Genomic DNA, 20,610 nt, shown 5'->3' on the forward strand with positions numbered 1-20,610 from the left:
CCTGTTAGTCAGATAGGTGCCAAATCAACTACCAGCTCTCTGCGCCGCTTCATCACCTCATCACCCCCCACCGTACCTTTGCCCCATCATGCTCGATTTCTCTGCCGACCTGCCCGCCCTCACCAGTGGCACCCTACTGCTGACCCCGCCCGCCCCTGCGCCCGTCCAGACCCTGCTGCTGGATAGCCGCCGCGTGGGGCAGGCCGGTGGCAGCGTGTTTTTTGCGCTGCGCGGGCCCCAGCACAACGGCCACCGCTACCTTCCCGAGCTCTACCAGCAGGGCGTGCGCCTATTTGTGGTCGACAGCGAAGCCGACATTCCCGGCGGGCTGCTGGCCTACCCCGGCAGCGGCTTTCTGCTGGTGCCGCAGGTGCTGGACGCGCTGCAGGTAGTGGCTGCTGCCCACCGCCGCCAGTTCCGGCTGCCCGTGCTGGGTATCACCGGCTCCAACGGCAAAACCATCGTGAAGGAGTGGCTGGCGCAGCTGCTGGCCCCCGAGGAGCGCATCTGCAAAAGCCCGCGCTCTTACAACTCGCAGGTGGGCGTGCCGCTGAGCGTGTGGGAGCTGAACGCCCGCCACACGCTGGGCATCTTCGAGGCCGGCATTTCCGAGCCCGGCGAAATGGCGCGGCTGGCAGCCGTTATTCAGCCCACGCTGGGTTTGTTCACCAACTTGGGCACCGCCCACGACGCCGGCTTTGCCTCTCATCAGGAGAAAGTGGAAGAGAAGATGCAGCTGTTCCGGGACGTGGATACGCTGTTCTACTGCCTCGACCACCAACTGATTCACGAAGCCGCCCAGCGCCACCTGCCCGCGCACCGCACCTTCACCTGGAGCCGCCAGCACCCGCACCTGGCCCACGTGGCCGTGACGGTGGCCGAGGCCAGCGCCGACCGCACCGTGGTGCGCGTAACGCTGGCCCGCCCCGTGCCACAGGAGCACACCTTCACACTGCCCTTCGCCGACGAGCCCAGCGTGGAAAACGCCCTGCACGCGCTGTCGGTGCTGCTGTGGCAGCAGGTGCCCGCCGCCGAAATCCAGCACCGCCTCGATAGGCTGCAGCCCGTGGCCATGCGCCTGGAGATGAAGCAGGCCCTGAACGACTGCTACGTCCTCGACGACACCTACAACAACGACCTAGCCGGCCTCGCCCTGGCCCTCGACGCCCTCACGCGCCAGCTCCAGCGCGGCCGCCGCACGCTCATCCTCTCCGACGTACTCGAATCCGGCCTCGCCGGCCCCGACCTCTACGCCCGCGTGGCCGCTTTGCTGCGCACTCACGGCGTGGCGCGCCTTGTCGGCATCGGCCCCGAAATCCGCCTGCACCAAGGCGCTTTCGATGGGGTAGAGGCTGTGTTCTACGATACCACCGAGGACTTTCTGCGCCACTTCCAGCCCGACACCTTCCGCCGCGAAACCATCCTGGTGAAGGGCGCGCGCCGCTTTGGCTTCGAGCGGATTGTGGCGGCGTTTCAGCAGAAAATCCACGGCACGGTGCTGGAAGTCAACCTCGATGCGCTGGCCCACAACCTCAACTTCTACCGCCGCCGCCTGCAGCCCGGCACCCGCCTCATGGTGATGGTGAAGGCCTTTGCCTATGGCAGCGGCTCCTCCGAAGTCGCCAACCTGCTGCAGTTTCACCGCGCCGACTACCTGGCCGTGGCCTACACCGACGAGGGCGTGGACTTGCGCCAGCACGGCATCAGCCTGCCCATCATGGTGATGAATCCCTCGCCGGATGCCTTCCAGAAGCTGCGCCAATACCAGCTGGAGCCCGAAATCTACTCCTTCGAGCGCCTGCACGACTACCTGCGTGCCGCCCAAGAGCAGCTGCTGCCGCCCATCCACCTCAAGCTCGATACCGGCATGCGCCGCCTCGGCTTCGCCGAAACCGACTTGCCCGAGCTGACCCGGCTGCTGCGCGAAAACGCTGCCCATCTGCGCGTGGCCAGCGCCCTCACCCACTTGGCCGGTGCCGATGAAGAGCAGCATAACGACTTCTCGCGGCAGCAGCTGGCCGCCTTCCACCGCATGACGCCGGTGCTGGAAGCCGTGCTCGGCTACCCCATCCTGAAGCACGCGCTCAACTCGGCCGGCATCCTGCGCTTCCCGGCCGCCCACGCCGATATGGTGCGCCTCGGTATCGGGCTGTACGGGGTGGAAGCCAGCGGCCAGGAGCCCGATGCCCTGCAGCCCGTGAGCACGCTGCGTACCACCGTGTCGCAGGTGAAAACGCTGCCGCCCGGCGAAACCGTGGGCTACGGCCGCCGCGGCCAGGCCGCCGACTTTGAGCGGCGCATTGCCACGCTGGCTATCGGCTACGCCGACGGCTACGACCGGCGCTTCGGCAACGGCGCGGGCGAGGTGGTTATCCGGGGCCAGCGCGCGCCCATCATCGGCAACGTGTGCATGGATATGTGCATGGTCGACGTCACGCACATCAGCGGCGCCCAGGCCGGCGACGCGGCCGAAATCTTCGGCCCCAGCCTGCCGCTGCCCGAGCTGGCGGCCCGCATTGGTACTATTCCCTACGAGCTGCTGACCAACGTGAGCGAGCGGGTGAAGCGCGTGTTTGTGGCCGAATAAGCGGCTGCGGCCCGGTGTAACCTTATCCGGGAAAAATTTGGATAATGATAATATAATCAATTGCGCGGCCTGTGTATCTTGCAACCTAGCCAGGCAGGCAGTGTCCTGTATAGTAGTGAATTGATTTTCACTAAAACCTGATTCCGTGTTCTTATTTTGCTGTTGCCTTCTATGATGATTTCTACTTTTGCGCGTCTGACCCGCTACTGGCTCTGCTTGGTGTTGCTTTGGAGTATGGCCGGATCTGCGGCTGCCTCCGCGCCGCTCGCACTCGATGGCCTCTGGAAAGGCCCCATCAAAATGCCCGGCGGCGAGTTGGAGGTGGTGTTTCGGCTGGTGAGCCTCACTGGCGGCGAATACTTTGCCACCCTCGATGTGCCGCAGCAGCGCGTGAGCCGCATGGCCGTGCAGGTACAGGTGCACGGCGACACCGTAATTCTGGCCGCCGAAGAAGCCGGCAGCCGGTTTATCGGCCGGCTGGCGGCGGGCGGCAAGCAGGTAACCGGTACCTGGTACCAGCCCGGCCACGAATCGGCCCTGACGCTGAACTTCTCCCCGGCCACCATCAACACCGCTCCCAAGGCGCGCCTCACGCCGCCCTACCGCGAGGAGGAAGTAGCTTATACCAATGAGCAGATGAACCTGCGGCTGGGCGGCATGCTCACCGTACCGGCCGGCGAAGGCCCGTTTCCGGCCGTAGTGCTGGTATCGGACGCCGGCGCCCACGACCGGGACGGCACCACCGGCGACTATCGCCCCATGGGCGTGCTGGCCGACTATCTCACGCGCCGCGGCATTGCCGTGCTGCGCTTCGACGACCGGGGTGTGGGAGCCTCTGCGGGTGACTTTTCCACTACCATTGCCAGCGAGCTGGTCGGCGACGTACAGGCCGGCCTGAAGCTCCTGCGGCACACGGCCAAAATCGACACCACGCACATCGGCGTCATCGGGCACGGGGAGGGCGGCAACGTTGCCCTGCTGTCGGCCAGCCAGCCCGCGCCGCCGGCGTTCGTTGTGACGTTGGCCGCGTACGGGCTGCCCGGCAACCAGCTGGTGCTGGAGCAGCAGCGGACGGTGCTGAAAGCCATTGGCGTGCAGGAGTTCGACGTTATGGCGTTCAGCAAGCAGCAGCAGGCGCTGCAGGACGTGGTGCTGCGCACGCCCGACGTAAAACAGGCCCAGGCCACGCTGGTGAAAATGATGCGGGCCTATGACTCGACGCTGGATACACTCACCGCGAAAAACCGCGCCATCGACCTCACGTCTTTCCGCTACAGCAACCTGCTCCGGTTCAACCCCGGCATCCTGCTCAACAAGGTGAAGTGCCCGGTGTTGCTGCTCAACGGCACTGCCGACCTAGAAGTACAGGCTGACACTAACCTGGACGCGCTGAGCCTGGCCATGGAAAAAAACACGCACGTAACCCGCAAAAAGCTGCCCGGAGTCAACCACCAGTTTCAGGCCGACCCGGCCAACTGGGCTCTGGTGAACGGCCAGCGCCAGGAAACTTTCTCACCCGTAGCCCTCGAAGCCGTGCGCAGCTGGATAGTCAGCCACGCCAAATAACCCAACTCCTGCTGCCGGGAGCAGCGCAGGCTGGTTCAGCCCCATTGCCGGAGGGCCTTACTCTCTACCTTTCATAGCCCGCCCTGGCGGATGCAGCTTCCTGCATCCACCAGGGCGGGCTATTGCTTGAAGCACGCGTGAGCACGGGCAAGGGCACGGCCGGTAGCGCAACGCACATACTCTATCAGCACACCAGAATCAGAAGTGCAGAAATCGGCTGTTATGGAGTATGATTATATATAATTCGTATATAAGTATTTATGCCATAAGTGAAATATTATACTCATTTAATCAATATATCAGGCAGAATTGATATATTTGTTTTCTCAATTCGGGAATTGTTTTCTGTCGCTCAATATGCCCGTTTGTGTCTATTGCGCTAAGCTGGCGCACTTGGTTCTCGTTGGTGCCGAAAAGCTACACTAGGTGCCTGTAACCCGCCAAATACAGGATATGGCACTTCGCTACTTCTTATCTGTCGGAACACCCGGTTCGTCGCTTTCTGAAGGCCATTGGGCTTGATTATTAACATGCGGCCCAATGAACTTCTACTTTTGACACAACGGCGGTAGTCAACTGCGTTTTCAATAACCGATTTCTTATCTTTCTCTTTTCTGTTGCCCATGCTAGTAGGTGCAACCTCCACGCACGTCATCTTTTGCCTGGGTAGCATGGGCTGCCAACCCGCAGCTGATTCACTCAGGTAAAAATTTGGTTTTTCAGTAGTTATCTATTTTGATTCTCGCCCAGCGCTCCATGAAAACTTCTGTTTGCCTACGATTCCTGCGTGGGTGCCTGGCCCTGCTGCTCTGCGTAGCAGCCAGCTCGGCAGTAGCCGCTCCCAGCCTCGACGGCTTCTGGAAAGGGCCCCTGAAAATGCCGGGCGGTGAGCTGGAAGTCATCTTTCGGCTGGTCAGCCTCACCGATGGCTCGTACTTTGCCACCCTGGACGTGCCGCTGCAGAAAGTAAGCCGCATGGCTGTGAAAGTGGATGTGCGCGGCGATACAGTGATTTTCGCGGCTGAGGAAGCTGGCAGCCGGTTCGTCGGGCGAGTGGCCTCGGGGGGCAAGCAGGTGGAAGGCACGTGGCAGCAGCCCGGCTTTCAGGTACCCCTGACGCTATCCTACGCCGCGCCGGCCATCAGCACCGCCCCTAAAGCCCGCCTGACGCCGCCCTACCGCGAAGAGGAAGTTGCCTATTCCAATGTGGCCGTTAATCTGCGGCTGGGCGGTATGCTGACCGTGCCTGCCGGGCCGGGCCCGTTTCCGGCCGTGGTGTTGGTGTCGGATGCCGGCCCGCACAACCGCGACGCCACGGTAGGGGAGTATCACCTGCTGGGCGCCCTGGCCGACTACCTCACCCGCCGTGGCATTGTTGTGCTGCGCTTCGACGACCGGGGTGTGGGTAGTTCCACCGGCGACTTCGCTCAGGCTACCACTGCGGCCCTGGTGAGCGACGTGCAGGCAGGCCTGAACTATCTGCGCACCCGCCCCGAAGTCAACCTGTCGCAGATTGGGGTGATTGGGCACGGCGAAGGCGCCAACGTGGCGCTGCTGGCCGCTACGCAGCCGCTGCCCCCGGCCTTTGTGGTGTCGTTGGCGGGCTACGGGGTGCCCGGTACCACACTGGCCCTGCAGCAGCAGGCGGCGCTGCTCCGCTCCCTGGGCACGGAAACCGCTCAGATTGAGGCCGCCACCAAGCGCCAGCAGTCCATGCTGGAAATCATCAGCCAGACGCCCGACGAGTCGCAGGCGCGGGCCATTGTGGCCAACATGCTCCGCCAGAACAATGCGGCAATTGACGCCGAAGCCGCCCAGGCCAGTGCGGCAGAGCTTACCTCGTTTCGGTACCGGTATTTTCTGGGCTTCAATCCCCTGGAGCGCCTGGCTGAGGTGAAATGCCCGGTGCTGCTGCTCAATGGTACCGCCGACCTCTACGTGGCGGCCGATGCCAATATGGGGGCGCTGGCCAAAGCCCTGAAAGCCAACCGCGACGTGACCAGCAAAAAGCTGCCGGGCGTAAACCACCTGTTTCAGCCCGACCCGGCCGAGTGGCCCATCGTCAACGGCCAGCCGCGCGAAACCTTCTCGCCCGTGGCCCAAGAAACCATCCGCGCCTGGATTGTAGCGCACACGGCGGCCAAGTAGCGCCGGCGGAAACGGGAAGTTTGGTACCTTCCGCCCCGGAACTCACTAACTACCCCTACGCTCCCTTTTCTGATGAAAAAGACCTTACTGTCTGCTCTGGCAGCTACCGCCCTGCTGGCCTCTTCCTGCAGCGACCTGAAAAAGCCGGAAGAGAAAGACCAGCTTTCGGAAGCTACGGCCGATACTGCCGTAGTAGCCAGCAATGGCACCACCGTAGCCGATGCCGCCGCTGGCGCCGCCAATGCCGTGGACTCTGCCTGGGACATGACTAAGGCCCAGCTGGCCAACGAAACCTACGAAGAAATCGACCTGCCCGAGGTAACCGTACGCGGCAACGAGAAATACAGCGTGTACGGCCTTGAAGAGAAAGTGCTGTTCGACACCGACAAGGCCGACATCAAGCCCAGCGCCACGCGGGCCCTGTCGGAAATTGCCGCTTCCATCGGCCGCCGCTATGGCAAGAGCCAGGTGCGCGTGCTGGGCTTTGCCGACTCGCGCGGCGACAAAAGCTACAACAAGGAGCTGAGCGCCAAGCGCGCTGAAGCCGTGAAGAAGTGGCTGGCCATGAACGGCGGCATGGGCGACGCCCGTGTCAGCATCGAGCCCATGGGCGAAGCCGCTCCGGTAGCTTCCAACGCCACCGCCGAAGGCCGCCAGGAGAACCGCCGCGTAGAAATTGCCGTCATCAAGTAAATCGCTGATTTGCGCTGATTTGCGCTGATTGAGGTGATGTCGCTGATTTCTTGACGCTTCACTCTCGACGTTCAGCCACAAAAAGAAAGGCCGCTTCATCCGAAGCGGCCTTTCTTTTTATTGATTTTCTGCTGACAGCAGTGCGTCAAGAAATCAGCGACATCACCTCAATCAGCGTAAATCAGCGATTAGTCTTTGATCTGGTCTACTTCGGCCTTGATCATGGCGTTGTAGCGCTGACCGTTGCTGGAGAGCGTGAGCAGGCTCCAGCCTTTGCCCATGGTGTAGCTCCAGGTGCGGCTCTCCTTAAACTCGAAGGTAGGACGCATGATCTGGCCGTAGGGCGTGTAGGTGTCCATGAAGTTGGTGGTGTAGAACTTGTCGCCGCTCACAATCCACTCCATCGCCACGAAGAAGCCCTCTTTCGGCGCCTCGATGTTGTACTGGTTCAGGTCAACGGTGTACCAGGCGCCGCCTTTCGGGGCCGATACTACTACGTTTTCGGTGAGCAGGTCGGTGTTGGGCGAGTTGTAGTTGCCGTCGGCCTTGTAGAGGCGCACGCGGAACGGCTCGCGGGGGAAGCCGTTTTCGCCGATGTAGAACGACACCGAGCGGACGTTGCCGAGGGTCTTGCCCTTGTCGTTTTTCACGAAGAAAGCATACTGGCTGCCGGGCATACCCTGGATCATGCCTTCACCGGGCGTGCTCGACTTCGAGCCCAGCGCCAGATCTTTCACCTTGCCGCCCTTTACCGTTACGTTGCTCAGCTCGATAACGCGCTTAGGCACCTCAATAATCAGGTCGGTTTGGGACACGCCGCGCTTCACGGCCACGGCCATGCGCTTGTAGCCAAGCGCCAGCACGATGATGGAGTCCTGGGCATTTTTCTCAGGCGTTGCCATCTGAAAAAAGCCATACTCGTTGGTCAGGGCGCCGGTTTGCTCTTCCTTCAGGCCGATGGAGGCAAACGGGATGGGCTCCTTGGTTTTGGAGTCGACGATCCGGCCCGACAAACGGTTCTCCTGGGCCATGCCCAGCGCCGGGAACAACAGCAAAAGGGTAAAAAATGCGAGTAAGCGTTGCAGCATGGTTAGGCAGAATAGTGTTGTATGCCAAAATTAAAATGATAATACCAATTCCCATCATGCCGTCTTTAAATATTCCTAAAGATGCAATTGCGAGAAGGAATAGTGCTAGCCAGATGCAAGCCGCTTTATTTCAGGGCCATAGTGCCGGCCCAGACGGAAGCCCCAAACAGGGGGGATATAAGCTGTTGTTGGCCGAAACATAAATGGGTAGTACCTTTGTTTAAAGCAAGTCTAAATAACTCCGCTCCTATGTCTGCTTCCCACGCGCCTGTTTCTCCTGTTTCCGCCCCGCCTCGCCGGAGCGTGAAAGACTTGCGGCTGGGTGAAAGCGGCACCATCTGCTGCCTCCAGGACCCCGAAATGGCGCTCAAGCTGCTGGAAATGGGCTGCATCCCGGGCACGCAGGTGCGTCTCAACAGCCGGGCCCCGCTGGGCTGCCCAATCACGCTGGTAGTAGGTGAGGCGGCAGATTATACTTTGTCGCTGCGCGTGAGTGAGGCGGCGACCATTCTGCTCAAAGAATAGCCCAGCGTATGCGTAGTGCCGGAATCCGAACCGCCCCCAACGGGCAGGCTGCCTCGGCGGCTGCGCTGGAAACGGCTGCCGCGCACCTGCCCGGCCAAACCCGCCTGACCCGAATTGCCCTCATTGGCAACCCCAACTCCGGCAAAACGTCGCTGTTCAACCAGCTGACCGGGCTCAACCAGAAAGTAGGCAACTTCCCCGGCGTGACCGTGGACCGCAAGACCGGCATCAGCCAGCTGACGCCGCAGCACCGCGCCGAAATCATCGACCTGCCCGGCACCTACTCGCTCTATCCCAAGAGCCTCGACGAAAAGGTGATTACCGATCTGCTCTACGATCAGACGTCGGGGCAGTACCCGGATTTCGTGATTGTGACGGCCGACGCAAGCAACCTGCGCCGCAACCTGCTGCTGTTCACGCAACTCGCTGACCTGGGCCTACCGGCCGTGCTGGCTTTGAACATGATGGACGTGGCCGAGCAGCACGGCATCAGTATTGATCTGACGGAGCTGCAGCGGGAGCTGGGCGTGCCGGTTATTCCGATGAACGCCCGCAAGGGCATTGGAGTAGCGGCCCTCAAGATTGTGATGGCGCAGCAGCTAGATGCCCCGGCCGTGTCGTTCTACGAGCCCGAGCCGGAGCTGCTGCCTATGATCCGGCAGATCCGTTACTACTTCAACCTGCACAACGACTACCTGGCGCTACACTACGCCCACCAGGGGCGCCACATCAGCTTCCTCACGCCCGACCAGCGCGCCTACGTGGCCGAGCTGGTGGCGAAATACGAGTTTGAGCCCACGGCGCGGCAGGCGCAGGAAACCATTGCCCGCTACGCCCGCATCAACGAGCTGCTGCTGAATGCCGTGTCGGTGACGCGCACGGAGCGGGCCGAGCCGTACAGCAACCGGATTGATCGGGTGCTCACGCACCGCGTGTGGGGCTACCTGATTTTCATGCTGGTGCTGTTTCTGCTGTTTCAGGCGGTGTTTGCCTGGGCCAGCTACCCCATGGAGCTGATTGACGAGGGCGTGGCCTGGATCAACGGTCTTATCCAATCCAACTTCGACGGCCCGCTTATCAGCTTGCTTACGGAGGGCGTGCTGGCCGGGCTGGGCGGCGTGCTGATCTTCATTCCGCAGATTGCGCTGCTGTTTGCCTTCATTGCGGTGCTGGAAGAAACCGGCTACATGGCCCGCGTTACGTTCATGATGGACCGCATCATGCGCAAGTTTGGGCTCAACGGCAAAAGCGTGGTGCCCTTGATTTCGGGCATGGCCTGCGCGGTGCCGGCCATCATGAGCGCGCGCACCATCGAAAACCGCAAAGACCGGCTGATCACCATCTTCGTGACGCCACTCATGAGCTGCTCGGCCCGCATTCCGGTGTACACGGTGCTGATTGGGCTGGTGGTGCCCGACCAGCCGGTGCTAGGCATCTTCAACCTGCGCGGCGTGGCCCTGATGAGTCTGTACCTGCTGGGCTTCGTGTCGGCGGTGGGCTCGGCGTGGCTGATGAAACTGTTTATGCGCACCACCGAACGCAGCTACTTCATCATGGAGTTTCCGGTGTACCGCTGGCCGCGCTGGAAAAACGTGGGCCTGACCATCGTGGAGAAGGTGAAAGCCTTTGTGTTTCAGGCCGGCAAGGTGATTATGGCCATTTCGGTGATTCTGTGGGTGCTGGCCTCCTACGGGCCGGGCAAGTCCATGGAGCAGGCCGAAGCGCAGGCGCGTGCGGCTGCGCAAACGCAGAACTTAGCGCCCGCCGAAACCGAAAGCAGGGTGGCGTCGCAGAAGCTGGAAAGCTCCTACGCCGGTCACTTTGGCCACTTCATCGAGCCCGCCATCCGGCCGCTGGGTTTCGACTGGAAAATCGGTATTTCGCTGCTTACGTCCTTTGCCGCCCGGGAGGTGTTTGTGGGCACCATGAGCACCATCTACAGCGTGGGGCAGGATGCCAACGAGCTGACCGTGCAGCAGAAGCTGGCCGCCGAAAAAGACCTGAACGGGCAACCGTTTTTCACGCCAGCCCGCTCGGCCTCACTGCTGGTGTTCTACGTGTTTGCCATGCAGTGCATGAGCACGCTGGCCGCCACCTACCGCGAAACCAAAGGCTGGATGTGGCCGCTGCTGCAGCTGTTCTACATGACCGGCCTGGCCTACGCCGCGTCGCTGCTGGTGTATCAGGTACTGAAGTAGCAGCACAACGCTCCCGCTCAGTGCGGCTAGGATGTAACGCGAAGTTCCACTTCGCGACGCGTGGAGGCAGCCGGGTTTTTCCAGCTGTGTAGTCCGGGCGCGTCGCGAAGTGGAACTTCGCGTTACATCTCAGGGGCGTTACGTCCCAATCAGGAACACGGCGGGCTGCTTGTGGATTTCGGGCAGGCCGGCTTTGCGCCAGCCAGCTATGGTGTCGGTGCGGACGTATTCGTTGGGGGCGGTGAGGCTGGCGGCAATGCACAGGCGGGTACTGCCGCTGAGCTGGCTAAGCAGGTCGTCGAGCAGCTGCATGTTGCGGTAGGGCGTTTCGATGAACAGCTGGGTTTGGTGCTGGGCCTGCGCCAGGCGCTCCAGCTGCTTGATGGCCGCCGCCCGCCGGGCCCGCTCGATGGGCAGGTAGCCGTGAAACGTGAAGCTCTGCCCGTTCATCCCTGAGGCCATAAGCGCCAGTAACAGGCTGCTGGGCCCCACCAGCGGCACCACCCGAATCCCGAGCTGATGCGCCGCGCGGGCCAGTTCGGCACCGGGGTCAGCAATGCCGGGGCAGCCGGCTTCCGAAATCACGCCCGCATCCTGGCCGGCGCGCACGGGCTGCAGCGCCGCCTGAATCTGGGCCTCGGTGCTGTCTTTGTCGATGACGCTTACCTGCAGCTCCTCGATGATGTGCTGCGGGGCCACGCTCTTAATAAAGCGCCGCGCCGTCCGGGCGTTTTCCACCAGAAAGCAGCGCAGCGCCGCCACCTGCGTGGCCACCTGCGGCGGTAGCACCTGCGCGGCCGTGTCGTCGGCCAGAATGGTGGGAATAAGGTACAGCGTGCCGGTTTTCAAGGGCGTGTGGTAGTTAAATGGTTAAATTGTTGGGTGGTTGAATGGCTAAATGGTTGAATTGCCGAATGGGTATGAACAACCATTCAGCAATTCAACCATTTAGGCACCAATGAAAGCGGCTACCAGCCCGAATACTTCTTCCGGCTTTTCGGCGTGCACCCAGTGGCCGGCGTCCAGCACGGTTTCCACCTGCGAGTTCGGAAACAGGGCCGGGATGCCGTGCAGCTTGTCGTCGGGGGAAATGTAGTCGGACTTGCCGCCGCGGATGAACAGCGCGGGTTTCAGGAAGGGCTGCGGCGCGCTGATTTCGGCCCCAATGGCGGCCATGTGCTGCGTGAGGGCCGGCAGGTTTTGCCGCCAGGCAAAGGCGTTGTCTTCCTGACGGTAGAGGTTTTTGAGCAGAAACTGGCGCACGTCGGGCCAGCGAATGTGCTGAGCCAGGGCCTCATCGGCCTGCTGGCGGTTTTCTAGGCTAGCCAGCGGCACGGCATTCAGGCCCGCCACGATGTCGTCCTGGTGGGCCATGTCGGAGAGGCGCGGGGCAATGTCGACCACGATAAGCCGGGCCAGGCGGTCGGGGTGGTCGAGGGCGAAGCGCATGGCCACTTTACCACCCATGCTGTGGCCCATCAGGGTAGTATCAGGGCCGAGGCCGAGGTGGTCGAACAGCGCCGACACGTCCTGGCTCATCAGGTCGTAGCTGTGCTCGGGGCTATGAAACGAGCGGCCGTGGTTGCGCAGGTCCACGCTGATGACGCGGTGGCCGGCGTCGGCCCAGCGGCGGGCCAGCGTCTGCCAGTTGTCGAGGGTGCCAAACAGGCCGTGGAGAATAACCAGCGGCGTACCCTGGCCTTGTTCGCGGAAATGAAGCAGCATAGCGGAAACGGTAGGAGTCCGCAAAGGTCGGGAGTGGGCGCCACATGTGCGCGGCGGCGGCTAGGCGGCCGGGCGGGCCGGCAGCCGGATCTGCACCAGCGTGCCCTGGCCCAAGGTACTTTCGACGGTGAGCGTGCCATGCAGGCGCTCCACAAACGCCCGGCACAGCGGCAGCCCAAGGCCCGTGCCCGAGCGGGAGTTGTTGGAGGCCGATACCATCATGGGCGAGCTGGCACTGTCGCGCAGCAGGGCGTCGAGCTGCTCGGCGGGCATCCCGCGGCCGGAGTCGGCCACGCTGAGCAGCACATTGTGGTCGGGGGTGGCGGCTGCATCCAGCTGAATGTGGCCGCCGCTGGGCGTGAACTTCAGGGCGTTGCCCACCAGATTGCGCAGGATGGTGCGCGTCATGTTCAGATCCGACCACACCTGCAGGCCAGGTACCTCCGAGGCCGTTAGGCGGATCTGCTTGGCCTCGGCTGTGGTGCGGTACAGCTCCTCGATTTCGGCAAACAACTCATCCACCGAAAGCCATTCGGGCTGGCTGACCAGCTCGCCGGTCTGGCTGACGGCCCAGCTCAGCAGGTTGTCGAGCAGGCTGTTGAGGCTGTTGGCCGACTGCCGCACCAGCGTCGGCAGGCGGCGTAATCCATTCTCGTCGCCCTTGCGCAGATAAAACTCAATCAGCTCGGTTACGCCCACAAACGACGTAACGGGGCCGCGCAAATCGTGCGCTACTACGGCGTAGAGGCGGTCTTTGGAGGCGGCTACTTCGCGCAGCTCGCGGGTGGCCTGGTGCAGCGCCACGTTGTTGGCGGCCAGAGCGGCCCGGCTTTGGCGCAGCTTCAAGTACAGAAAAAACACCCCGCCCAGGCCCAGCACCAACGCGCCTACCACCGCCCACAGCTCTTGGTTGCGCAGGTTCTGCAGCTCGCCCTGCTGCGTGAGCAGCCTGATCTGGTGCTCCTTGCCCTGGGTTTCGTAGCGGGTCTGCAGGGCGGCCAGGGTTTGCAGGCGCGAGCGGCTGTTGAGCGAGTCGTTGAGGTCCCGGAAACGGTTTTGCCATTCAAACGCCTGCTCATACTGGTGGCGGCTGGCGTTGATTTCGGCCATCAGGTTGTAGCCATCCAGAATGCGTTCCTGCGAGGCGGTCTGCCGGGCTAGGCGCATGGCGCGGCGGGTGAGGGTTTCGGCCTCGTCGAACTGGTCTTTCAGCAGCAGCACAATGGCCAGCATTTCCAGGTGGCCGGCCTCGATACGGTAGCTGCGCAGGGGCTCTACCAGCGTAATGGCTTCGCGCAGCAGGCCCTCGGCCAGATCGAGCTGGTTCTGCTGGTAGTAGTGCGTGCCCAGGTGCGCCAGGTACAGCGACTCGCCAGCCTTATCGCCGTTGGCGCGGGCTAGCTGCAGGGCCCGGCGCGTGTACAGCAGCGCCTGCGAGTAGCGGCCCAGGTAGGAGTAGAGGTTGCCCAGATTGCCGAACAGCATGAGCTGGGTGCGCGTCTTCACGCCTTTGCTGTAGACTTTCTCCAGCGCCCACTGATAGTTGCGCAGGGCATTCAGGGTGTCGTTGCGCTCGTGGTGGATGCCGCCGATACCGGTGTAGGCCCGCACAATACCGTCGGTGTCGCGCAGGCGCCGTGCCAGCGTGAGGGCCTGCTGCTGCAGGCGCAGCGCGTGCGGCCCGTCGGAGAGGTTGGCGTAGCAACTGCTCAGGTTAAGCAGGGCGTGCAGCTGGCCGGGCTGGTCGCGGAGGGTGGTGGCCAGGGCTACGGCCTGTTCGCCGTAGCGCAGCGCTCTGGTCGGGTCGGAGTCGTGCAGCTCGTAGCAGAGCGCGGCCAACAGCCGGATGCGGCCGGTATCGGGCGGCTGCACTACCAGGCGGCGGAGCAAAGTGGCTTCCGCTGAGCTCGGAGGTGCTTCGGCCGCCCACCCTGCGGCAGGCACCCCAAGACAAATCAGGAGCAGAAGACACGATGAGAAAAGCCGAATCACGACGAAATACAAAAATACTGTCAGCAAATATAGCTATTGAAAAACAATAGCCACGAAATCGTTTCCTGAGCAGAGGGGTAAAATACTGGATATACGCTTAAATAAAAGCTAATTATGGTAGTTTAGGACTTTTTTAAGGGTGAATCTTATAAAGCTCTGTTTCCGGGGCGTGCAATTCTTTATCGTTGGATTATACAAAACCACTTATCCCGGGTGCGGAAGTTGGTATTGCGCAAAAAGGCCGCCAAGGGGGCCAGTTTTAGCATCAGCGAGGAGAGCGTGAGCACCTGCCCGCTCCGCAGATGCAGCTGCAGGTATTCGTAATTGCTCCAGAACAGCCGCTGGGAGCTACAACGTACGTACTCCACCTGCAGTATGTCGGCGCGCTCGAACGGGATGCGCTGGCCGTGCTCGTATACTTCTAGCTGATTGTGCTTGGGCTCGAAAACCAGGGCCGTGGCGTGGTTGCGCAGGTAGTAGTGCAGGTGCAGCAACAGCGCTGGCGTGGCAAAGCCCAGTACCAGCGCCGAAAATACCAGCAGCAGCACCAACTCGAAGCCCGACAGAGTGCCCGCAAACAGGAAGGAGGCCAGAAATGGCAGCCCCATGCTCAGGCATAGCAGCGGCCAGAACAGCAGCGCCAGCTGCCGCCCAAACGTGACCTGATACGTGGCGCGCTTGGTGCCAAACAGCCCGGTAACCACGCGCAGACCCACGAGCAGCAACAGCAGGGCCCCGCCAAATTCCAGCAGGGGCCGCAGCAGCGAAATGGTTTTCATACAGTGTTACCGAACCTGAATCCAGGGCTCGTCGGCCGTGTGGGCGCGCAGGGTGCCAAACGGCTGCAGCGCCAGTCCGTGCTGCCCGAACACGGCTTCCACCTTGGCGCGGCCGGCTGGGTCAACGCACACCAGCAGGCCGCCCGAGGTTTGCGGGTCGCAGAGCCAGGCGCGCTGCTCGTCGGTGACGGGGCCGATTTTGTGGCCGTAGGAGTCCCAGTTGCGCACGGTGCCGCCCGGAATGGACTTCTGGGCGTAATACTCGGCTGCCTCTGGCAACAGCGGCACTTTGCTGAACTCGATTTCGGCCGTCAGACCGCTGCCTTCGCACACTTCGGCCAAGTGGCCCAGCAGCCCGAAGCCCGTCACGTCGGTCATGGCGCGTACGGCTTCTAGCCGGCCCAGCTCCTGCCCGATTTTGTTGAGCTGCATCATGCTGCGGGGCGCAATCTGCTCGTGCTCGGGGCGCAGAATGCCGCGCTTCTGGGCCGTGGTGAGCATGCCCACGCCCAGCGGCTTAGTCAGGTACAGCTCGCAGCCGGCGGTGGCAGTGTCGTTTTGCTTAAGGTTTTTGATGTCGAGCAGACCCGTGACGGCCAGCCCGAAGATGGGCTCCGGCGAGTCGATGCTGTGGCCGCCGGCCAGCGGGATACCGGCTTCGGCGCAGATGCTGCGGCTGCCTTCAATCACGCGGCGGGCCACTTCCGGCGCCAGCTTGTCGATGGGCCAGCCCAGCACGGCAATGGCCATGACGGGCCGCCCGCCCATGGCGTACACGTCGCTGATGGCGTTGGCCGAAGCAATACGCCCGAAGTCGTAGGCATCGTCCACGATGGGCATGAAGAAGTCGGTGGTGCTGATGATGGCCTGCCCGCCGCCGATGTCGTACACGGCCGCGTCGTCGCGAGAGGAGTTGCCGACGAGCAGCTGCGCATCGTGCGGCTGCGGGATGCTGGTGTGCAGAATCTGGTCGAGGACTTTGGGCGCGATTTTGCAGCCGCAGCCGGCGCCGTGGCTGTATTGGGTGAGGCGAATCTGGTCGGACATATCGTTGGAGAGTGGTTGCGCGCAGTGTACCGTGGAAAAACGGCCACCGCGAAGCACTACGTGAAAATTACAGGGAAGAAGCGGCCCGCAGCACCAGCTCGGCATTTACGGCCGGGTCGCAGGTGTCAGAAGGGACGCGGAGCGGGTTGCGCGGGCCGATGCCGTGAGTGTACGTTTTGTCATAATAGTCGAGCACAAGGCTGACCATCTTTTCCATGTCGTCTTCGGCAATGGCGGCCAGTGCCTCTTTGGTGGCCAGGCCGCCCAGCCGCTTACGGATGCGCAGAATGGAGGTGGCCAGCGCGCCGGCGTCTTCGCGGCCATACTCCGCAGCCAGCTTCTGCACCCGCACGGCTCTTGGGATTTCCAGCAGTACCAGCGGTGCGGCCTGCATCTGGGCAAAGAAGGGCGGCGGCACGTGCACGCTGCCGATAGTGCGGCTCTCGTCTTCCACCCACACCGGCGCACTGACGGGCAAATCCACCAGCAGCCAAGCAAGCTCGTTCTCGAACTGCTCCTGCGTGGGCTGAGCCGGCTGGCCGATGCTGCCAAAGGCCGAGCCTTTGTGGTGGGCCAGGCCTTCGAGGTCGAGCAGGGGCTGCTGACGGCGGGCCAGCTCGTGCAGCACGTCGGTTTTGCCGGAGCCGGTGAGGCCGCCCAGCACCAGCAGCGGCCGGGGCTGCGCAAACTCGGCCAGCGCGAAGTGGCGGTAGTCTTTGTAGCCTTTGTTGAGGAGCTGCACCTGGAAGCCGGCCAGCTCCAGCAGCCACTGCACGGCTCCGCTGCGCATGCCACCGCGCCAGCAATGCACCCGCACCTGCTTGGCCGGGGCCAGCTTCTGGGCCAGCTGCACCATGCGGCTCATCTTGGGCCCAAACATATCCAGGCCCATCAGCACCGCTTTGTCGGGGTTTACCTGCTTGTAGGTGGTGCCGATGCGGGCCCGCTCCTCATCCGAAAACAGCGGAAAGCTCACGGCCCCCGGAATGTGGCCCTGCGCATATTCCAGCGGGGCCCGCACGTCCAGCAAGGGAATATCGGGAGAGGTGTGCAGGAAGTCCTGAAGGGAAAGACGCGGCATGTAGCATAGGCTTCAGCCTGTGCCGCCAACCAGACGAGGCAGCGAGGGCGAAGCGTGAAATGAAAAATAGGAAAGCGGCGGGCGGCACAGGCTAACGCCTATGCTACACTACGCCAATTGCCGCCGATACAGCTGAATCGTGTTTTCCAGACCCAGGTACAGCGCGTCGCACACCAGCGCGTGCCCGATACTTACTTCAGCTAGGCCCGGCAGGTTTTGCTTGAGGTAGGCCAGGTTGTCGAGGTCGAGGTCGTGGCCGGCGTTGAGGCCCAGGCCGAGCTGCTGGGCCATTTCGGCGGCGGCGCGGTAGGGCCGCAGGGCGGCTTCCCGGTCGTGGTGGTAGAGGCGGGCGTAATCTTCGGTGTAGAGCTCAATCCGGTCGGTGCCGGTAGCCACGGCAGCCTTCACCATCTCGGGGCTGGGGTCGAGGAAAATGCTCACGCGGCAGCCCAGCGCTTTCAGCTCCTGCACCACGCCAATCAGGAAAATCTGGTGCTGCACCGTGTCCCAGCCGGCGTTGGAGGTAATAGCATCAGGCGCATCGGGCACCAGTGTCACCTGCTCGGGGCGCACCTCGCGCACCAAGTCCAGAAAGTCCGGGGTGGGGTTGCCTTCCACGTTCAGCTCGGTCGTGACGATGGCCTTCAGGTCGCGCACGTCCTGGTAGCGGATGTGGCGCTCGTCGGGGCGGGGGTGCACCGTAATGCCCTGTGCGCCGAACCGCTCACAGTCGCGGGCCACCTGCAGCAGGTCGGGGCGGTTGTGGCCGCGGGCGTTCCGCAGGGTGGCTATTTTGTTGATATTTACGCTGAGCTTGGTCATGCTGATCGGCTGGCTTGGGGGTGGGAAGGCAGAAAGTCAAAGATACACCCCCAAACCGCGTACTCCTTTTTCTGTTGCCGCCATGGCCCAATCCACTACCGTTAGTTTCCGGCCCGCGCTGCTGTTTGGCGGTCTGCTGCTGCTGGCGCTGCTGATCGAGTACACCATTATTCAGCAGCCCGCTTTCCGGCTGCGGCCCGAGCTGCCGGCGGCCGTTGCGCTGGATCTGCTGGTGGGGATTCCGCTGCTGTTTTACGGGCTGGTGGTGCGCCGCTACCGGCTGCCCGCTACCACGGTCGGGGCCGTGTTCAGCGCCATGCTGGCCGTGGGCTTCTGGCTGGTGCCGGCAGGCCAACAGCAGTACCTGCAGTGGGGCCGCCACCTGCTGGTGCTGCCCGAAGGCCTGGCCGTGGTGATGATGGCCGTCAATATCCGCCGCCTCCTGCGGGCCTACATCCACGCCACCCAGTACAGCGCCGACATCGTGGAAAACCTGCACGCGGCCTTCACGGCGGTGTTTCGGCGGGCGTGGGCGCCGCTGGTGTCCGAGCTGGCCATGTTCCGGTACGCGCTGCTGAGCTGGCGCGCCCGGCCCGAAGTAGGGCCGGGGCAGCAGGCGTTCAGCACCAGCCGCGAGTCGGGCTTCCGGGCGCTGCTCCTGACGGTAATGGGTGTATCGGTGGTGGAAATGGTGGTGGCGCACCTGCTGCTGAGCCGCTGGAATGCCACGGCGGCTCTGGTGGCGCTGCTGCTGAGTGCCTACACGCTGCTGTTTCTGCTGGCCCACCTGCGGGCCGTGCCGCTGCGTCCGGTGCTGCTGGATGGCCGCCGCCTTATCGTCCGGACGGGCTTTATGTGGCGGCTGGAAGTGCCGGCCGAAGCCGTGCTGCGGCTGCAGTTGCTCTCGGATACGCCCGCACCACGGCGGCATCTGCTCAACCTCGCCAAGCCGCTGCTGACCGCGCCCAACGTGCTGCTCACCTTCAGCCAGCCCGTAGCAGTGGCGGGCCTGTATGGGCTGCGGCGCACCGTGTGGCAGGTAGCGCTGTATGTAGATGACCGGGCGGCGTTTGCGCGGCAGTTGCAGGCTGCCACCCGCGCCGATTAGCCGTATACGCTCCGGCTAGCGCCAAAAACCGTAATCTTGCACCTCATTTCCCCTGAACTATGGCTCTCAAAGAAACCATCGACGCCGACATCAAAAAGGCCATGTTGGCCAAAGATAAAGTCCGTCTGACCACGCTGCGCAGCATCAAGTCGCAGATTCTGCTGGCCGAAACCGCCGAAGGCCAGCACGGCGCGGCCCTCACGCCCGACGCCGAAATCAAGCTCCTGACCAAGCAGGCCAAGCAGCGCCGCGAAGCCGCCGATACCTATAACAAGCAGTTCCGCTCCGACCTCGAAGAAGTGGAGCTCAACGAGCTGGCCATCATCGAGGAATACCTGCCCCAGCAGCTCACCGAAGCTGATATCGTGGAGCGCATCGTGGGCATCATCCAGCGCGTAGGCGCCACCGGCCCTTCCGACCTGGGCAAGGTGATGGGCGTAGCCGCCCGCGAGCTGGCCGGCCAGGCCGACGGCCGCGTGATTTCGCAGGTGGTTAGCAACCTGCTGAATAACACGAACTTGTAGTAGAACAATCGGAAAATACTGTTATCCTGAGCTTGCGAAGGACCTTGCCACGGTTGATGCTGACATTATTGTGCTGCCGTAATAAGGTCCTTCGCAAGCTCAGGATGACAGTATTTCCTCTAAGCCTCCTTCAACAATGTCCGCTTTCGATATTCTGCTGCTGATTCCGCTGGCGGTGGGGGCCGTGAAAGGCTTCCGGCGGGGGCTGGTGCTGGAAGTGGCGTCGTTGCTGGCCTTTGTGCTGGGGGCCATCGGCGGGCTGGTGCTGCTCAACGACGCCATTCCGCTGGTGCGGCACTACGTGGGGGAGGCCTTCGGGCTGCTGCCCCTGGTGTCGTTTATACTGGTGTTCGTGGCCATTGTGTGGGGCGTGCACCTGCTGGGCGGCTTCATCAAGAAAGCCGTGCACCTCACCCCGCTGGGCGTGCTCGACAACCTGGGCGGCGGGCTGGCCGGCGTGCTGAAGTGGGTGCTGGCCCTGAGTTTGCTGCTGCACGGCATCGGTATGGCCGGTCTGCAGCTGATTTCGCCCACGCTCGTGGCCGACTCGCAGGTCCTGCCGGTGGTGCGCCAGGCTACGCCGTTTGCGCTGGAAATCGTGGGGTTCGTAATGCCCTTCGCCAGCACGCTGCTCGATAAGCTGAAAACGGTGTTTTAAATGGTTGTATGGCTGCATTGTTGAATGGCTGAGTGGATGCAGTGCTGAGCAGGCCCGTAACGGGATGTT

17 protein-coding genes are annotated in these 20,610 nt (G+C 62.6%); 9 read left to right on the forward strand and 8 right to left on the reverse strand.

The window, feature by feature from the left end:
* Positions 1–88: 88 nt before the first annotated feature.
* The 4 genes from O9Z63_RS19365 (at position 89) to O9Z63_RS19380 (ending at position 6,994) form a co-directional block, all read left to right on the forward strand.
* Positions 89–2,587: a bifunctional UDP-N-acetylmuramoyl-tripeptide:D-alanyl-D-alanine ligase/alanine racemase gene (locus O9Z63_RS19365; RefSeq protein WP_270127056.1), complete on the forward strand. Its 2,499-nt coding sequence runs from the start codon at positions 89–91 to the stop codon at positions 2,585–2,587.
* Positions 2,588–2,758: 171 nt separating this feature from the next.
* Positions 2,759–4,153, forward strand: a complete 1,395-nt coding sequence (locus tag O9Z63_RS19370) for an alpha/beta hydrolase family protein (RefSeq protein WP_270127057.1) — start codon at positions 2,759–2,761, stop codon at positions 4,151–4,153.
* A 756-nt stretch (positions 4,154–4,909) separates the two neighbouring features.
* Positions 4,910–6,301 (forward strand): alpha/beta hydrolase family protein, encoded by a 1,392-nt coding sequence (locus tag O9Z63_RS19375; RefSeq protein ID WP_270127058.1) that lies wholly within the window; start codon positions 4,910–4,912, stop codon positions 6,299–6,301.
* Between the two features lie 72 nt (positions 6,302–6,373).
* Positions 6,374–6,994, forward strand: coding sequence for an OmpA family protein (locus O9Z63_RS19380; RefSeq protein ID WP_270127059.1), 621 nt, complete (start codon positions 6,374–6,376; stop codon positions 6,992–6,994).
* A gap of 188 nt (positions 6,995–7,182) precedes the next feature.
* Here O9Z63_RS19380 and O9Z63_RS19385 read toward each other — a convergent pair whose 3' ends face one another.
* On the reverse strand, positions 7,183–8,049 hold the full coding sequence (locus O9Z63_RS19385; RefSeq protein ID WP_270127060.1) for a carboxypeptidase-like regulatory domain-containing protein: 867 nt from the start codon (positions 8,047–8,049) through the stop codon (positions 7,183–7,185).
* Positions 8,050–8,331: 282 nt separating this feature from the next.
* Between O9Z63_RS19385 and O9Z63_RS19390 the strand changes: the two genes are divergently transcribed.
* Together O9Z63_RS19390 and feoB are read left to right on the forward strand one after the other, a co-directional pair.
* Positions 8,332–8,607, forward strand: coding sequence for a FeoA family protein (locus O9Z63_RS19390; protein WP_270127062.1), 276 nt, complete (start codon positions 8,332–8,334; stop codon positions 8,605–8,607).
* 8 nt (positions 8,608–8,615) lie between these two features.
* Entirely contained in the window at positions 8,616–10,805 is a 2,190-nt protein-coding gene (gene feoB / locus O9Z63_RS19395) for a ferrous iron transport protein B (RefSeq protein ID WP_270127063.1), read from the forward strand.
* Between the two features lie 138 nt (positions 10,806–10,943).
* Here feoB and O9Z63_RS19400 read toward each other — a convergent pair whose 3' ends face one another.
* From O9Z63_RS19400 to O9Z63_RS19430, 7 genes are all read right to left on the reverse strand, one after another.
* Entirely contained in the window at positions 10,944–11,654 is a 711-nt protein-coding gene (locus O9Z63_RS19400) for an SAM-dependent methyltransferase (RefSeq protein ID WP_270127064.1), read from the reverse strand.
* Between the two features lie 99 nt (positions 11,655–11,753).
* Positions 11,754–12,530, reverse strand: coding sequence for an alpha/beta fold hydrolase (locus tag O9Z63_RS19405; protein WP_270127065.1), 777 nt, complete (start codon positions 12,528–12,530; stop codon positions 11,754–11,756).
* Positions 12,531–12,590: 60 nt separating this feature from the next.
* Positions 12,591–14,420 (reverse strand): ATP-binding protein, encoded by a 1,830-nt coding sequence (locus tag O9Z63_RS19410; RefSeq protein ID WP_270127066.1) that lies wholly within the window; start codon positions 14,418–14,420, stop codon positions 12,591–12,593.
* 281 nt (positions 14,421–14,701) lie between these two features.
* On the reverse strand, positions 14,702–15,301 hold the full coding sequence (locus tag O9Z63_RS19415; protein WP_270127067.1) for a hypothetical protein: 600 nt from the start codon (positions 15,299–15,301) through the stop codon (positions 14,702–14,704).
* Between the two features lie 6 nt (positions 15,302–15,307).
* Positions 15,308–16,348 carry a selenide, water dikinase SelD gene (selD, locus tag O9Z63_RS19420; RefSeq protein WP_270127069.1) on the reverse strand — a complete coding sequence of 347 codons (1,041 nt, stop codon included), beginning with the start codon at positions 16,346–16,348 and terminating at the stop codon, positions 15,308–15,310.
* Between the two features lie 67 nt (positions 16,349–16,415).
* Positions 16,416–17,429 (reverse strand): tRNA 2-selenouridine(34) synthase MnmH, encoded by a 1,014-nt coding sequence (gene mnmH, locus O9Z63_RS19425; RefSeq protein WP_270127070.1) that lies wholly within the window; start codon positions 17,427–17,429, stop codon positions 16,416–16,418.
* Positions 17,430–17,537: 108 nt separating this feature from the next.
* A complete protein-coding gene (locus tag O9Z63_RS19430) occupies positions 17,538–18,251 on the reverse strand; it encodes a pyridoxine 5'-phosphate synthase (RefSeq protein WP_270127071.1) in 714 nt (237 codons plus the stop codon).
* 82 nt (positions 18,252–18,333) lie between these two features.
* On the opposite strand from O9Z63_RS19430, the gene O9Z63_RS19435 reads away from it, so the two are divergent.
* The 3 genes from O9Z63_RS19435 (at position 18,334) to O9Z63_RS19445 (ending at position 20,541) form a co-directional block, all read left to right on the forward strand.
* Positions 18,334–19,359 (forward strand): hypothetical protein, encoded by a 1,026-nt coding sequence (locus O9Z63_RS19435; protein ID WP_270127072.1) that lies wholly within the window; start codon positions 18,334–18,336, stop codon positions 19,357–19,359.
* 59 nt (positions 19,360–19,418) lie between these two features.
* Entirely contained in the window at positions 19,419–19,883 is a 465-nt protein-coding gene (locus O9Z63_RS19440) for a GatB/YqeY domain-containing protein (protein ID WP_270127073.1), read from the forward strand.
* 136 nt (positions 19,884–20,019) lie between these two features.
* Positions 20,020–20,541 carry a CvpA family protein gene (locus tag O9Z63_RS19445; protein WP_270127074.1) on the forward strand — a complete coding sequence of 174 codons (522 nt, stop codon included), beginning with the start codon at positions 20,020–20,022 and terminating at the stop codon, positions 20,539–20,541.
* The last annotated feature ends 69 nt before the right edge of the window (positions 20,542–20,610 follow it).

Source organism: Hymenobacter yonginensis, from assembly GCF_027625995.1.
GTDB lineage: Bacteria > Bacteroidota > Bacteroidia > Cytophagales > Hymenobacteraceae > Hymenobacter > Hymenobacter yonginensis.